The sequence below is a fragment of the Cohnella lubricantis genome, from assembly GCF_014212015.1.
Taxonomy (GTDB): Bacteria; Bacillota; Bacilli; order Paenibacillales; family Paenibacillaceae; genus Cohnella; species Cohnella lubricantis.
The window spans coordinates 46,372-60,328 of sequence record NZ_JACJVN010000033.1 but is presented as its reverse complement, the minus strand read 5'-3'; the positions used below and the strand labels follow the sequence as shown (position 1 = coordinate 60,328).

Annotated in this window: 21 protein-coding genes; 2 read left to right on the top strand and 19 right to left on the bottom strand. The window is 56.7% G+C overall.

What is annotated here, in order from left to right; all coding sequences use genetic code 11:
• Positions 1-3: 3 nt before the first annotated feature.
• The 15 genes from H4Q31_RS09220 to H4Q31_RS09150 all read right to left on the bottom strand — a co-directional run bounded on the left by H4Q31_RS09220 (position 4) and on the right by H4Q31_RS09150 (position 7,528).
• Complete coding sequence (locus tag H4Q31_RS09220; protein ID WP_185178782.1) at positions 4-609, bottom strand: HNH endonuclease signature motif containing protein; 606 nt, start codon at positions 607-609, stop codon at positions 4-6.
• Positions 609-851 (bottom strand): hypothetical protein, encoded by a 243-nt coding sequence (locus tag H4Q31_RS09215; RefSeq protein WP_185178781.1) that lies wholly within the window; start codon positions 849-851, stop codon positions 609-611. Before H4Q31_RS09215 ends, H4Q31_RS09220 begins: the two co-directional genes overlap by 1 nt.
• A 10-nt stretch (positions 852-861) precedes the next feature.
• The gene (locus tag H4Q31_RS09210) at positions 862-2,847 is read right to left on the bottom strand and encodes a DNA polymerase (protein WP_185178780.1); all 1,986 of its coding nucleotides are present in this window, start codon (positions 2,845-2,847) and stop codon (positions 862-864) included.
• Positions 2,844-3,035, bottom strand: coding sequence for a hypothetical protein (locus H4Q31_RS09205; protein ID WP_185178779.1), 192 nt, complete (start codon positions 3,033-3,035; stop codon positions 2,844-2,846). Before H4Q31_RS09205 ends, H4Q31_RS09210 begins: the two co-directional genes overlap by 4 nt.
• Positions 3,036-3,099: 64 nt before the next feature.
• Complete coding sequence (locus H4Q31_RS09200) at positions 3,100-3,693, bottom strand: DUF2815 family protein (RefSeq protein WP_185178778.1); 594 nt, start codon at positions 3,691-3,693, stop codon at positions 3,100-3,102.
• A gap of 16 nt (positions 3,694-3,709) precedes the next feature.
• Positions 3,710-4,030, bottom strand: coding sequence for an HNH endonuclease (locus tag H4Q31_RS21965; protein WP_376698232.1), 321 nt, complete (start codon positions 4,028-4,030; stop codon positions 3,710-3,712).
• Between the two features lie 143 nt (positions 4,031-4,173).
• On the bottom strand, positions 4,174-5,373 hold the full coding sequence (locus H4Q31_RS09190) for a DUF2800 domain-containing protein (RefSeq protein WP_185178776.1): 1,200 nt from the start codon (positions 5,371-5,373) through the stop codon (positions 4,174-4,176).
• A complete protein-coding gene (locus H4Q31_RS09185; protein WP_185178775.1) occupies positions 5,370-5,693 on the bottom strand; it encodes a hypothetical protein in 324 nt (107 codons plus the stop codon). Before H4Q31_RS09185 ends, H4Q31_RS09190 begins: the two co-directional genes overlap by 4 nt.
• Positions 5,693-6,136 (bottom strand): hypothetical protein, encoded by a 444-nt coding sequence (locus H4Q31_RS09180; RefSeq protein WP_185178774.1) that lies wholly within the window; start codon positions 6,134-6,136, stop codon positions 5,693-5,695. The genes H4Q31_RS09185 and H4Q31_RS09180 overlap by 1 nt, the downstream gene beginning before the upstream one ends.
• Positions 6,137-6,247: 111 nt before the next feature.
• Positions 6,248-6,412: a hypothetical protein gene (locus H4Q31_RS09175; protein ID WP_185178773.1), complete on the bottom strand. Its 165-nt coding sequence runs from the start codon at positions 6,410-6,412 to the stop codon at positions 6,248-6,250.
• Between the two features lie 33 nt (positions 6,413-6,445).
• On the bottom strand, positions 6,446-6,610 hold the full coding sequence (locus H4Q31_RS09170) for a hypothetical protein (protein WP_185178772.1): 165 nt from the start codon (positions 6,608-6,610) through the stop codon (positions 6,446-6,448).
• Entirely contained in the window at positions 6,603-6,818 is a 216-nt protein-coding gene (locus H4Q31_RS09165; protein ID WP_185178771.1) for a hypothetical protein, read from the bottom strand. Before H4Q31_RS09165 ends, H4Q31_RS09170 begins: the two co-directional genes overlap by 8 nt.
• A complete protein-coding gene (locus H4Q31_RS09160) occupies positions 6,808-7,011 on the bottom strand; it encodes a hypothetical protein (RefSeq protein ID WP_185178770.1) in 204 nt (67 codons plus the stop codon). The genes H4Q31_RS09165 and H4Q31_RS09160 overlap by 11 nt, the downstream gene beginning before the upstream one ends.
• A gap of 41 nt (positions 7,012-7,052) precedes the next feature.
• The gene (locus H4Q31_RS09155) at positions 7,053-7,235 is read right to left on the bottom strand and encodes a helix-turn-helix domain-containing protein (protein WP_185178769.1); all 183 of its coding nucleotides are present in this window, start codon (positions 7,233-7,235) and stop codon (positions 7,053-7,055) included.
• Positions 7,236-7,267: 32 nt separating this feature from the next.
• Positions 7,268-7,528: a helix-turn-helix domain-containing protein gene (locus H4Q31_RS09150; RefSeq protein ID WP_185178768.1), complete on the bottom strand. Its 261-nt coding sequence runs from the start codon at positions 7,526-7,528 to the stop codon at positions 7,268-7,270.
• Positions 7,529-7,684: 156 nt separating this feature from the next.
• On the opposite strand from H4Q31_RS09150, the gene H4Q31_RS09145 reads away from it, so the two are divergent.
• Both H4Q31_RS09145 and H4Q31_RS09140 read left to right on the top strand, forming a co-directional pair.
• On the top strand, positions 7,685-8,305 hold the full coding sequence (locus H4Q31_RS09145; RefSeq protein ID WP_185178767.1) for a LexA family protein: 621 nt from the start codon (positions 7,685-7,687) through the stop codon (positions 8,303-8,305).
• A 3-nt stretch (positions 8,306-8,308) separates the two neighbouring features.
• Positions 8,309-9,451, top strand: coding sequence for a site-specific integrase (locus H4Q31_RS09140; RefSeq protein WP_185178766.1), 1,143 nt, complete (start codon positions 8,309-8,311; stop codon positions 9,449-9,451).
• Between the two features lie 62 nt (positions 9,452-9,513).
• On the opposite strand, the gene sufB is transcribed toward H4Q31_RS09140, so the two are convergent.
• From sufB to sufD, 4 genes are read right to left on the bottom strand one after another with little or no spacing between them, the layout of a single operon-like run.
• Positions 9,514-10,911, bottom strand: a complete 1,398-nt coding sequence (gene sufB / locus H4Q31_RS09135) for a Fe-S cluster assembly protein SufB (protein ID WP_185178765.1) — start codon at positions 10,909-10,911, stop codon at positions 9,514-9,516.
• Between the two features lie 58 nt (positions 10,912-10,969).
• The gene (gene sufU, locus H4Q31_RS09130; protein ID WP_185178764.1) at positions 10,970-11,422 is read right to left on the bottom strand and encodes a Fe-S cluster assembly sulfur transfer protein SufU; all 453 of its coding nucleotides are present in this window, start codon (positions 11,420-11,422) and stop codon (positions 10,970-10,972) included.
• On the bottom strand, positions 11,406-12,635 hold the full coding sequence (locus H4Q31_RS09125) for a cysteine desulfurase (protein WP_185178763.1): 1,230 nt from the start codon (positions 12,633-12,635) through the stop codon (positions 11,406-11,408). Before H4Q31_RS09125 ends, sufU begins: the two co-directional genes overlap by 17 nt.
• Positions 12,636-13,940, bottom strand: a complete 1,305-nt coding sequence (sufD, locus tag H4Q31_RS09120; protein WP_185178762.1) for a Fe-S cluster assembly protein SufD — start codon at positions 13,938-13,940, stop codon at positions 12,636-12,638.
• Positions 13,941-13,957: the final 17 nt, after the last annotated feature.

The window sequence follows — 13,957 nt, the reverse complement described above, 5'->3', positions numbered from 1 at the left end:
TGTTCACTCCGGCATAGGCCCTTTTTTACCCTTTACCCTTCTATCGCTGATTTTTTGCTTAAGGTCTGCGATTACGATACCAACTTTCGTCAACTCCGCTGAACCTTTAATAAGATGATTCTGATTAAGTCGTGCGAGTTGGCTGCGCGATACAAGAACGAGGTTATCTGGATGCACGTTAAATTTGTTTGCATCCGCGAAGATTACGACATGCCCTTTCGGGATCGGTCCGTTGACTGCTTCCCAAATTAGCAAATGTACCTGTGTCCATTTATTCGGGTCAGCGATCTTCACATCGATATAGCCATCTGTGTTGATCCTTTCGGAACCCACGGGCATGTAATTCTTGGGGCGATGCCCTTTTTTGAAGCGCGTCTCTTCACCTCCAGCCCACGTTCTTGGCTTTCCCTTGTTGAATGGTACGTTCCCTGGCTTAATTCTTGTATCCAACCCATTCCATAATTTGTTGTTGTGTACGAAGGCGCGGATCTGATTGTATGCTGATGATTCACCAAAGCGATCTTGAACAAGTCTGACCAGTTCCGGGAATGGCGTTCCTAGATGGTTGGCGCGAATGAAATCTTTCACTTCTGGTGCAAGACCAGCCATTAATCATCACCTGCCTCTAGCATCTTCGGAACTTGAACATCGGCGCTTATAGCATTGTCTTTGAGCTGAACCGCCTTTAGAACCAGATGCCCGTTAGCGATGATCTGCGAAGCGACCGACGAGACCGCCTTAGCTCGTTTCAACTCTGTTTCAAGCTGTTCTCCCGTCAGGTTCTCGTCATTAAGCCGTTCAAGTTGCTCGAACAGGTGATTTTGCAAATCGCCTAATTTATTTCTGGCCATAAGTACCCTCCTAATCCTTCTGATAGAAGTCGCACTCGAACCCCGCCGCTTTGAGTGGCAGTCCTGGCGCCCAGTCGATCGGCCGGCCCATGATCTCCGTCACCATATCGACTGTCGTTGAGTCTATCGGATGGTCGATAACCACCTCGTCGTGGACGTGCATTACGATGTCGAAGCCTGCGTTGTCCAAGCGCGTCATGCTTTCCGCCAGGCAGTCCCGCGCGATCGCCTGGACGAGGTTCTCCACCAGCCGGCCGCCATACGTCCGCTGCTTCTCCCACTTCTTCTTGACCTGGTCCATGCCCCAGAAGCTGAGGCACTCCTTCTCGAATGGCTCCTTGTCCGGATCCTTCGGACGAATCTTCTCGACCTTGACGCTCGGGTTAACGTAGCAGAGGCTGCGTCCACTCGGCAGATCGGCGAACAACATGCCCGCCTCATAGCGGTAACGGACGCCGTGCGCCAGCTTGACGGTCGTCTTTTCGCGCACCGCTGTAACGGCAGCATCTTCGGCTCTATACCAAAGTCTCTTAATGTTCGGGTTAGCCTCGCGCCATTGCTGGACCAGTCGCGGATACTCCGACGGGTCGATCTCCTTCTTCGTGTCCATGGCCTCCATCGCGTTTGGACCTCCCTGGTAACCGCAGGCGAGCACCGCGACCTTACCGCGCGCCCGGAGCTCGTAATTCTTGTGTCCCTTCACGATCGTCTCAAGCGGAACACCAAACATGCTGGACGCTGTCGCCTCGTAGATATTGCCGTGGTCATTGAAAACGTCCAGAACCCACTGCTCGTCAGCCAGCCACGCGATGACGCGCGCCTCGATCGCCGAGAAGTCCGAGACGATGAACCGGCAGCCGGGTGACGGAACGAACGCGGTCCGGATGAGTTGAGAGAGGACGAACGGCGGCGCGCCGTACATCATCTCCAGCATGTCGAAGTCGCCGCTCCGTAGCGTCTCACGTGCTAGCTCCAAGTCTTTGATCTTGTTCTGCGGAAGGTTCTGTACTTGAATCAGCCGCCCGGCCCAGCGCCATGTCCGGTTCGCGCCGCAAAACTGCAGCAGCCCTCGCGCCCGATCATCGGAACAGATGGACCGCTGCATGGCGTTGAACTTGTCCACGCTCGTCTTGCCCATCTCACGCCGGATCTCCAGCACCCGCCGCGTATCGTCGTCCGGCGCCGCATCGAGGAGAGCTGGCATGTACTCTTTACTGAGTCCGTCCGGAGTCTCCAACCCGCGCTCCGCGAGCCAGCCTTTAAGCTGCGGCAGACTGTTCGGGTTGTCCAGCCCGGTGATCTCCCGCGCCTCAGCTACCAGCCGGGCCTCGTACTGCTCGTCGCAGGCGATCGCCTGAGCGGCCAGCACCGGGTCGAGCCGGACGCCGCGGTCATTGATTCGCTGGTCCAGAGCCCACAGCCGCCACTCATGCGCCGGCACCGGGAAGCGCTCTAACGCCCGAGCAATCTCCCGCTCTACGACGACGTCTTGCACGTTGTAGGCCTTGTACTGCTCCCACTTCTCCGGGTCGTGGTGCGGATAGTTCCGCGTCCGGCCGCCGTTGGCCTTAGTCGGCTTGCAGGGAACGGAGAAATACTTGATCAGCGCCTTGCCGCGTGCGTCCTTCTGCGCGTCCAGCTTCAACACCTCGGCCACGCCTTCCAGATAGCCGGGCAGGCCCAGCGTGAGCGCGTGAACAGCCGTGCAGCGCCACTGGTGCGGATCACATACGATGCCGAAGTGTCGCCGGATCGTCCCGCGTTCGAACGCCGCGTTGAACGCCGTCTTTATGACCAGCGGGTCCGTCAGATCGTACAGCACGCGCTCCGGCAGGTCCTCGAACGCCGTGAGGTCGATCACTCGAACCGGCTCGTCGTCGTAAGCGTAGGCGAACAGCAGGATCTCGAAGTCCGGTGATTCGATGTATCGGTGCATGCCGCACGTCTTTAGGTCAATCGAGCTGAACGTCTCGACGTCAATTCGGAGAGTGGTCATTGCGGTACTAGCGCGCCGAGCTGCTCTAGCGCAATGTCGATATGCTCGATAACAACGGCCGTCGTCATGATATCCTCCGGATCGCGGTCGTTAGCGGTTAGGTACAGCGCTGCCGTCTCCGCCTGTTCCTTGGCTTTGACGAGCGTCTTAACAAGCGCATCCCGGCGGGCTTGATCGTGTCTTGTCATAGGTAGATCCTCCAAATTGTTGATAGAGAAAGGGGACCCGCTGTCGAATCCCCTTCTGCCCTGCTTAGTTCATCCAGTCGTCTTCGTCTCCGACGACATCGTCGAAGTCTTCGCCCGCGAAGTCGTCGTTTACGCTCGAGCGGCCGCCGAGGAAGTCGCCGTCCTGCACCTTGACCACGTTGTTCAGACCGGCAGCGACGCCGCGGTTACCCTTCGCATCGAACGGATAGAAGTTCAGCGATACCTTGGCGTAGCAGCCGGAGTAGACTTCCGTCGTGTCGGTGATCTCGGCGAACTTCGTCTTGCCGTTCGCGTCTTTGCCGATCGGCTTCGCGATCCCCGGCTTGTTCTTGCTGGTTGCGTTGAGGAAGTAATGGCCAGCGTACGCTTCGTCGTCCGGACGCTCCTCGTCGCCGTCACGCAGCGGCGTCTTGCAGTTGGCCGGGATCTTACCGCCCCACTTGCTCTTGCCGAGCTCCTTGGCCGCTTCAACTGCCGCCTTGATCTTACGCAACGTCTCCTTATCGGACTTCGGGATCAGGATGGCCGTGCTGTACTTCTCATCGCCGCCGTCGATAGCTTGCGGCTCGAAGATGTGGCAGTAAGAGAGACGTACCGTTCCGGTGATAACTTTAGTTGCTTGATTGTCGATTGCCATATTGATCAGTTCTCCTTTAAAGTTGGTTTAGCCGAGCGTATTGCCCGAATAGCCTAATCGCTTCCTGGTTGTACGCCCTGGCAGCATCTAATTCGTTTACAAAATGGCCGATATGTCTGCGCTTCCCGTCTAGGCATATCTGGGCGGTCCATTTAAGCTTTTGCTTATTCCAGAAAACCCCTCGATATTGTGAAGAAGAGTCTCCGTGGGACGACACGTTGTGCATATTTCGCTGATGCGTGACGATTCTCAGATTTGATTTTCTGTTATCAAGCGTATTGCCGTTGATGTGATCGACCTCAAATCCATCCGGCGCATTCAGAACCTCTCGGTGCATGTGCATGCAATGTTGCACTCCGACTCGTTGATACCGGCGTCGAGCGTACCCACGGTCGAAGAACCAACTTAACTTTGTAATCCGCTCAAAGTCCTCGGCATCCACGATGGCGTACTTGCCTTTGGTGAGAGGGACTATCTTCACTACTCCGGGTCGAAGTCTTCACCGGCAAAATCCGCGTCAACGCTGTTCAGTTCCGGCCTCGGGTCTGTCTCAACGACGAGAACTGGTTTTCCTTCCGGCTTAACAATTAACCCGCCAATCAGCGCGGCCAATTCCTTTTTGCCGATCTTCTTCTCCAGATCGCCGATTCCGAGTAGATCCTGCGGCTTTAGGTATTTGTCTTGCTCCAGATCGGCGGCGGCCAGTGCTGAGCGCGCCGCGTCCTTATCCGTGATCGTCCGATTGCTTCTTCCTCTTACCAACTTCCAGCCCGGGATCCGCTTGCCGGACTTGGCTGCTTCGAATGCGTAATCGGCAACGTCTTTCGCCCACGCGGCCAGCTGCTCCGCGATCGAGAGTATCGGGCCGATCTCATCCAGCGTCATCAGCGCAGGGTCGCGGAACTCGTAGGCGAGCATCGCCATATTGGCGTCAGCGCGGGCGCGGCAGGTCGCCTTGACCTTGCACCACCGGCAGTGATCTCCTGGCTTGTGCTCACCCTTGCCTTCGTAGGCCAGCGCAGCGGCCGGACGGACGACTGTCTCTGCCCAGGTAAGCAGCTCGTCCACTGACATAACTTCCGTTGTCACGCTATCGAGCCGAGGCTGGTCGATGGTCATGTGCAGCTCACGAATGTCGTACAGGTAGTTGTAATTGGCCCAAGCGCCGAGGCCATACAGCCGGATCTGCGGGTTGCCGATCGCGGAGACCGGAACTCCCTTGCCGTATTTAAGGTCGATCACATCGAGAATGCCATCGGAGATGATACTGACATCGCCGATCCCGCCCTGCCCAGGGGCTGTCCATTCCGAGAAATCCAACCAGTCCTCGAAGATGATGACGGCGTCGGAGCTGCGGGCCTTGGCGGCCATGAAGCGTTCCTCCACCCGATCGCAGTATTCCTGGACCGCGTTTTCCATCTCCGGGCCGTACCGCGGGTCGGCCTGAACCTTCTTCAGCGCGTCCTCGAGCCGCTTGCGCTCCTTGGAGTTGCAAGGCGTCAGCCGGCGCCGCAGCTTGATCTCGGCCAGCTCATGCGCCAGCGTCCCCTCATCGGCGTACTCGCTCCGTTTGTCCGGCATGTGCTCCTGCAGTCGGGCGCTCGGCGGGCAGTTGATCCACTGGGATGCCTTGGACGCGCCCAGCAGGGCGTGAGCACGCTCAGCGTGTGCTTGGGTCAATCGTATAGCCCCCTTAGATAAGAGATCCGTTCGTACGCCATCTGCAGCTCGTTCCGGAGCCGGTCGACTTCCGCTTCGGCTTCCATCGCACGGCGGATGGCGTACGGCCAGCCTTCGCGGGCGGCAGCGATTAACTGGGCATTTTCTGCTTTAAATGCGTCGCATATCCACTTGTGCCCATCTTCAGAGTCGGTATATCCCGTTCCTCTTCGCCATACCTCTGACCCTTCTTTGTTCCACGGCCCCGGCGTCGCCGCCTCGCAGATCGCGAGGTCGGCTTCGAGGTCGCGGGCTTGTCCCTTCACAGCGACCGCCGTCATTAGATCGCCTCCAGCTCTGCCTTGAACGCGATCCGCTTGTCCTGCGGCACGGCCGTAATGTTCGGCACGCCATACTTGTCCAGCAGCGCCTTGATCGCTTTCTTGGCGTCGGCTCCCTTCACTCCAACTGCGGACGCTACGGCGCGCAGATCGACGTCGGTCGGGATCGGCTCGTCACTGCCGGAATCCTCATCCGGTTCTGCGCCACCGGTCGACTCGTCTTCCTGTTCCGGCTCTGCGTTCTTCGGATCTTCTTCCGGTTCCGCAGCAGCGGCCGGAGTTTCCTTCACCGATTCGGTCTTGCGGGTACGGGGCTGTTTCGGCGCTTCGGCCGCTGCGGGTGCCGTCGTACCGGCTTGTCCGGTGATGCCGGATGCCAGGGTGGACAATTCGCGGATTGCTTCGTCGGCGGTTTCGCCGTTAATTTGAATGAGTACAGGCATGTGAATGAAACCCTCCAGATTTACATAATGTGTTAGCGATGATACAATTGCGGTGATAAGTCATTTCGTGCGCGGCCTGACTCGGCTCCTACCCCGAGATCAGGTCGTTTTTCATTTCAGCATCAGACCGGCTGCCGTCGTCAGCGGGTCGAGATTAGCCACGGCATTCATCTCGCGCATAACCTTCTTGGTGTGCTTTCGAGCTGCCTTGTCGGCGTGCCACTGCTTGTCCGGCGCGGTGTTGCCGGCCAGCTTACGGCGTCTTGCTTCCCCCATATCGCTTCTCACCTCCTCTCGCGGCCTTCGCCGCTATACTCGCTCATCGATGTGCCGGTGCTCCGGATCGGCCAGTTGCCGACTGTCCTCGTCGGGCTTGGCCAGTTGCCGAGCTGTCTGGATCACCGACATGATGACCATGCCGATCAAGATCCAGCACGGCGCGCCGATCAAGATGCCCCATGCGAGGTCAGGCATGGTCCGTCGGAACGGCGATCATGTGCTCGGCGCCGGCGAGCTTCAGCGGCAGCTTGCGCTCGTAGCGGCGCAGCACCGGCTCAGTGTATGGCACAAGCAGCGTCTCGCGGAATAATCGCCGGCTGTACTTGGTGACCGCTTCGCCCTCAAGAGCGACGATCATGCCAGCAGGCTGCTGGACCGGCGCGGCGATAATGTCAGTCAACATGTTCCTGTTCACCTCCTTCCAAGGAATCCTCAATCTCGCTGAGCCGATCGGCGATTGCCATCAACTCGCTGTGGCGGCTGTCTCCGTTGAGCAACAGGCAGCTGGCCGCGAGCATGACTTCGTTGTAGGCATGGGCGAGAGCTTTGCTGGCGATGTCGTTGCGCTTGGTGTGGCGGTTAGTGGATTGGGTCACTGTTCTTGGTCACCTCCTTCCGCTAGGCTTGTCCATCAAGATCAGCTGGCCTTTTGCTTTTCCAACCACGCTTCAAAGTCGGTGCGCTTCACCCGACGCGTCTTGCCAATTGCATAATTCGGAATACCGCCTCTTTCAGGTTTGAGTTGGAATAGTTCATAAACGCGCTTGCGGCTGATTTGGAGATAATCCGCAATATGCTGGGCTGTGATAATTTCCGGCATGTCTCATTCTCCTCCCTACCGCCCGACAAGCGTCAGGCGGTATTCTTCTTCCTCATCAATTCGCTAAAAGTGGATTCCTTGCCGAAAAAAATAAACCGATGCTCGACTCCGTAAACGCGTTCAATCTTCTGGATGTAGTCGAAACCGATTTTTGAGGAATCCCTTTCCCACGAACGGAGTGTCCCCTCCGCAATGCCGATCTGTTCCGCAGCTTCCTGCTGGGACATCCCAAGTTTCACCCGGACAGATCGAAGTGTGTCGTAGCGATCAATGGGGAGTTCTGCAACGATCATCGTACTGTGTCACCCCCTGTCGTTTGATGTATCCCCATGATAATTCGCTAAAAGTGGATTGTCAACGAGTAATTCGCTTTTTGAGGATTTAAATTTTGCAAATGTGTTTACATGTCCACTAAAAACGATATAATAGCATCTAGGAGGGAAACCATAATGACGGAAACCGATGTTAAGGCTATTTTTTCAGCTAACTTTAAAAGACTTAGAGTCGAAAAGAAAATGGAGCAGAAGGACGTGGCCGACGCGCTTGGAGTATCCAGCTCAATCGTATCCGATTGGGAGAAGGGTAACAAAATGCCGCGAGCAGGCGCACTCCAGAAGATATCAGTTTTGTTCAACGTGCCACAGCACGAGCTGCTGATTGAAAGAGGCGTGCCTTATTCCACATTTAAAGAAATGATCAATCTTCCGGTCGTCGGCCGGATCAGTTGCGGCAATGGATCAATCGCTTATGAGGAAATCGAGGGTTACGAATCTACGCCGAAGGAGTGGCTACACGGAGGAGATCACTTTTATTTGAGAGCGAAAGGGGACAGCATGACGGGAGCGCGGATATTCGAAGGGGACTTGTTACTGATCCGCAAGCAGGGCGAAGTGGAGAACGGAGAAATCGCGGCTGTGTTGATCGGGGACGAAGCATATCTTAAGAGAGTTTATCGCAACGGTGAAACATTAATCCTCCAGTCCGAAAACCCAAACTACCCGCCGATATTCTGCCCACCCGCTGAAGCAAAGATCATAGGTCGCTTAAAGAAAATTGTCGTGGAGGTGTAAGTCGTGGCATCATTCCGCAAACGTGGCGATTCATGGGAGTACAGAATCAGATATCCCGACCGGCAATCAGGGAAGTACAAGGAAAAAACGAAGGGCGGGTTTCGTACTAAGAAAGAGGCGCAGCTCGCGGCGGCTGACGAGGAACTGAAAATCAACCAATTCGGTTTCGCCGAGAACGGAGATGAGACTGTCGAGAAATACTTTGATTCGTGGTTAGAGGTATATAAGAAGCCAAACGTTAAACCGATCACGTATACTCTTCAGGAGCGTAATGCCCGGCTAAACATCATCCCGCGCTGGGGCAAATATAGACTCAAGGACTTATCCCGCACGGAATATCAGAAATGGATAAATGAACTCCGTGAACATTACAGCGAAGGGACAGTCCGTCGAATCCATAGCATATTCAACAGCGCAATCAACGATGCCATCCACGAGTTCCAAATCCTCCGCGAAAATCCGATCAAGCGCATCAAAGTACCGAAGCAAGTAGACAAATCTGAGACTGTCAAATGTTTCACCGTAGATCAGCTCAACAAATTCCTGCAAGCGTTGCTCGTCCCGCAGAAAAACGCCAAGTATCAACACTCGCGGCAATATCATGCATTTTTCACCCTAATCGCTCGTACCGGACTTCGGATCGGCGAAGCGTTGGCTCTCCGCTGGGACGATCTTGACGGTAATATGCTGACCATCAACAAGACGCTCGTCTATCCGCTCAACTCGCAACCATACATTTCCACTCCTAAGACAAAGACGAGTGGCCGGACAATTAAACTGGACGAGCATACAGTCAAGGTACTCAAAAAGCACAAGTTAAATCAAAAAGAGGTAATTCTCCGTTATGAGAATTACCAGGCGTCGAAGACCGGGCTGATGTTTCACCAGCATGACGGTCGCTGGCTGCGAACTAATGTTGTTCGTGAATATTTCAAAGAGGTATGCAAACGCGAAGGGTTGCCTGTCCTATCTCCTCACGCTCTAAGGCATACACACGCCGTTCACCTGCTCGAAGCCGGCGCAAATATAAAATACGTGTCCGAGCGACTTGGACACACGAGTGTCAAAATCACAGCGGACACGTATCTACATGTTACACGGAAGATCGAGGACGACGCTCTCGACCTGTACTCAAAGTACATTTAGTCCGTGGGCAAGTTGTGGGCAAGAGAGGTTTTCAAAACTGGGAGAGCCCTTGAAATAAGGGCTTACCCTATGCTTCCTTCCATCTCGAACTTGATGAGACGGTTCATCTCGACCGCGTACTCCATCGGCAGCTCCTTCGTGAACGGCTCGATGAAGCCCATGACGATCATCTGCGTCGCTTCGGCTTCCGACATTCCGCGGCTCATCAGATAGAACAGCTGATCCTCTGACACCTTGGAGACGGTCGCCTCATGCTCCAGCGTAATGTTATCGTTCATGATCTCGTTGTACGGGATCGTATCGCTCGTCGACTGATTGTCGAGGATAAGCGTGTCGCACTTGATGTTCGCTTTCGCGCCTTCGGCGTTGCGGCCGAAGGAAGCGAGGCCGCGGTAGGTAACCTTGCCCCCGTGCTTGGAGATCGACTTCGACACGATCGTCGACGTGGTGTCCGGCGCCAGATGAAGCATCTTCGCGCCAGCATCCTGATGCTGGCCTTTGCCGGCGACGGCGATGGAGAGCACCATACCCTTCGCGCCGCGGCCTTTCAGAATAACCGCCGGATACTTCATCGTCAGCTTGGAGCCGATGTTGCCGTCGACCCACTCCATCGTCGCATTCTCTTCCGCGACGGCGCGCTTCGTGACGAGGTTATAGATGTTCGGCGCCCAGTTCTGGATCGTCGTGTAGCGGACGCGAGCGTCCTTCTTCACGATAATCTCGACGACGGCGCTGTGCAGCGAGTTCGTGCTGTAGATCGGCGCCGTGCAGCCCTCGACGTAGTGCACGAAGCTGCCTTCATCGGCAATGATGAGCGTGCGCTCGAACTGGCCCATGTTCTCGGAGTTAATGCGGAAGTACGCTTGCAGCGGAATTTCGCATTTGACGCCCTTCGGGACGTAGATGAAGCTGCCGCCGGACCAGACGGCGCTGTTCAGCGCAGCGAACTTGTTGTCCGCAGGCGGAACGACCGTGCCGAAGTATTCCTTGAACAGCTCTGGATGCTCTCTGAGCGCAGAGTCGGTGTCCATGAAGATGACGCCTTGCTTCTCGAGGTCTTCCTGCATGTTGTGGTAGACGACCTCCGACTCGTACTGCGCGGATACGCCGGCCAGGAACTTCTGCTCCGCTTCCGGAATGCCCAGCTTGTCGAACGTGGCCTTGATCTCTTCCGGCACTTCTTCCCACGTCTTGCCTTGCTTCTCGGAAGGCTTGACGTAGTACTGGATATCGTTGAAGTCCAGCTCATCGAGATCCCCGCCCCAACGCGGCAGCGGCATCTTATTGAATTGCTCAAGCGACTTCAAGCGGAAATTCAGCATCCATTCCGGCTCGCCCTTCATCTCCGAGATCGTACGGACGATCTCGGGAGTCAGGCCTTTGCCCGATTGGAATATCGCCTTGTGCTCGTCGCGGAACCCGTACTTGTACTCTTCCATCTCGGGCATTTGTTTAGCCATGACGATCAACCTCCTTGGTAAGTGTTATAAGCTAACGACAACGGTCGGATAATCTTGATTATTCCTCGATGCCCTCGTGGTTTCCTTGGCCGCTCTCAATTCCTTTGCGCAAGGCGTTCCAGGCGAGCGTCGCGCATTTGATACGAGCAGGGAACTTACCCACGCCAGCCAGCGCGTCGATGTCTTCGTATTCTTCTTCGAAATCAACCGCTTCGCCCTTCATCAAGGAAGAGAACTTGTCTGCCAGCGCAAGCGCCTGCTCCGTCGTTCTCCCCTTAACCGCATCGGTCATCATCGAAGCCGAAGACATGCTGATGGAGCAGCCTTCGCCGGTGAACTTGGCATTCTTCACGACCCCGTCTTCGACCTGCATCTGCAGGCTGATCCGATCGCCGCATGTCGGGTTGTTCAGATTGACGGTCACCGAACCTTCGTCCAGCGTCCCGCGATTGCGCGGATTCTTATAATGATCCATAATCACGCGCCGATACAGATCATCGAGCTGGCTCATAACCGAAAAACTCCTTTGTCTTGACCAGCGCGTCGGCGAGACGGTCGACGTCCTGCTCGGTATTGTATAAATAAAAGCTGGCTCTCGCCGTCGCGCTGACGTTCAGCCAGCGCATCAGCGGCTGGCAGCAATGATGTCCTGCCCGAATGGCGATGCCTTCGGTATCGAGTACCGTAGCCACATCGTGCGGGTGCACGTCGCCAAGGTTAAACGTCACAAGGCCGGTGCGATCCGTCTTCGGGCCATAGATGCTGATGCCCTCAATGGCGGACAACCGTTCCATGGCGTAAGCGGCCAGCTTCTTCTCATGCCGATCGATCTCGTCCAGACCAATGCCGGTCAGAAAATCAATGGCCGCCCCGAGCCCGACCGCTCCGGCGATGATCGGCGTCCCGCCTTCGAACTTCCACGGGATCTCCTTCCATGAAGACTCGTACAGGTCTACGAAGTCGATCATCTCGCCGCCGTATTCGATCGGCTCCATGTGCTCCAGCAGCTTCGCCTTGCCGTAGAGCGCGCCGATCCCTGTCGGTCCGCACATCTTGTGACCTGAGAAAGCGTAGAAGTCAACGTCCAGCGCGCGCACATCCACCGACAAGTGAGGTGTGCTCTGCGCTCCGTCTACCACGATAATCGCGCCGTTCTTGTGAGCGATCTCCGCGATCTTCGCAATCGGGTGCACCGTGCCGAGCACGTTGGAGACGTACGCGATGGCGACGATCTTCGTGTTCGCCGTCACCGTGTTCTCCACGTCTGCCAGGCTGACAGTACCGTCCGGCTGCAGCGGAAGATATTTCAAAGTCGCGCCGGTCGCCTTCGCCGCTTGCTGCCAAGGAATCAGATTGCTATGATGCTCGGCCGGCGTGAGGACGATCTCGTCGCCAGGCTTCAGCATATGGCGTGCATAACCGGTTGCGACCAGATTTAAGGCTGTCGTCGTGCCGCGGGTGAAGACAATCTCTCGCGCCTGAGCCGCGTTCAGGAACCGCGCCGCCTTCTCGCGCGCTCCTTCGTAGGCATCGGTCGCCCGCGATCCAAGTGTGTGAACGCCGCGGTGGACATTCGCGTTATCCCATTCGTAATACCGCTTCACTGCTTCGATGACGCTTCGCGGCTTCTGCGAGGTTGCGGCATTGTCCAGGTAGATCAGCGGATGGCCGTTGATCTCCTGATTCAGAATCGGGAACTCGGCTTTGAGCGCGATCGGATCCATTTACCCCAGCTTCCTTTCTAGAATGCGCTGCAGCTTCTCGCGCAGCTCCTCCAGCGGAATCTCGGATACGACCGGATCGAGGAAACCATAGATGATCAGCCGCTCTGCTTCCGCGCGGGAGATGCCGCGAGACATTAGGTAGTATACCTGCTCCGCATTGACCTGGCCTACGCTGGCTGCGTGGCCGGCTTTGACGTCGTCTTCGTCGATCAGCAGAATCGGGTTGGCATCGCCGCGGGCTTTCGGGCTCAGCATGAGCACGCGCTCTGTCTGCTGGCCGTTCGCCTTCGTAGCGCCCTTCTCGATCTTCGTCACCCCGTTAATGATGGCGGTCGCGGCTTCCGTCATGACCGCGCGGGTAACCATATCGCTCTCGGTTGAGAGACCGAAATGCACCGCGCCGGTCGTCAGGCTCATCCGCTGCGAGCCCGTCCCCACGGAGATGAACTTGGCGTCGGACGAAGAGCCGTTGCCCTTCAGAATCGACTTCGTGTCGGTTAGCGTGTTGCCTTCGTGCATCTCGCCGACGATCCACTCGATGCGCGCGTCCTTCTCCAGAAGGGCCCGGCGGTAAGAGACATCGATGGCCGAATTGTCCATATGGTGCACGGCTGCATATTGAACATGCGCGCCCGGCTTGGCGAATACTTCAACCGCTCCGTTATGAAGCAGCGTCGCGCTGCTGTCGCCCAGATCCGTCATCAGGTTCTCGACGACAGAGACGCGGCTATTCGCTTCTGCGATGACGAGCACGTGCGGTACGAACGTCGCTTCGGCATCGTCCGCGAACAGAATCGCTTGCACAGGCGCTTCAATCTGCACATTGCGCGGCACGTATAGGAACACGCCGCCGTTCCACAGCGCGGCATGCATGGCGGACAGCTTGTGCTCGCCCGGCTCATAAGCCGTCATCAGATGCGCGCGCAGCAGGTCTTCATGCGTGCGCGCCGCTTCTTCGAGGCTGGTGAGAACGACGCCTTGCGCCTTCAATTCTTCCGGCAGCCTCGTGAACACGACGGAGGAGTTGTGCTGAACGATAAGCGCTCCGGTGTCTTGCGCGTTCAATTGAGAAGCCACGGCGATCGGCAGCTCAGCAGGAGATGCGGCAGATTTGCCGGGGCGATGCGCCCCTTGAACATTCAGGTTCCAACGGGCAAGCGGCGTCTTCTCCGGCTTGGGAAGCTCCAGCGCCGCGGCCAATTCGCCCGCTTCTTCGCGCTTCGCGATGAGCCATGCCGGCTCATTCTTGCTGCGCGCGATCGCGGCGGCGGCCTCACGGCCGAAGGAGGTGGTCGGTGTACTCATGATCGCTAGCCTCCTTA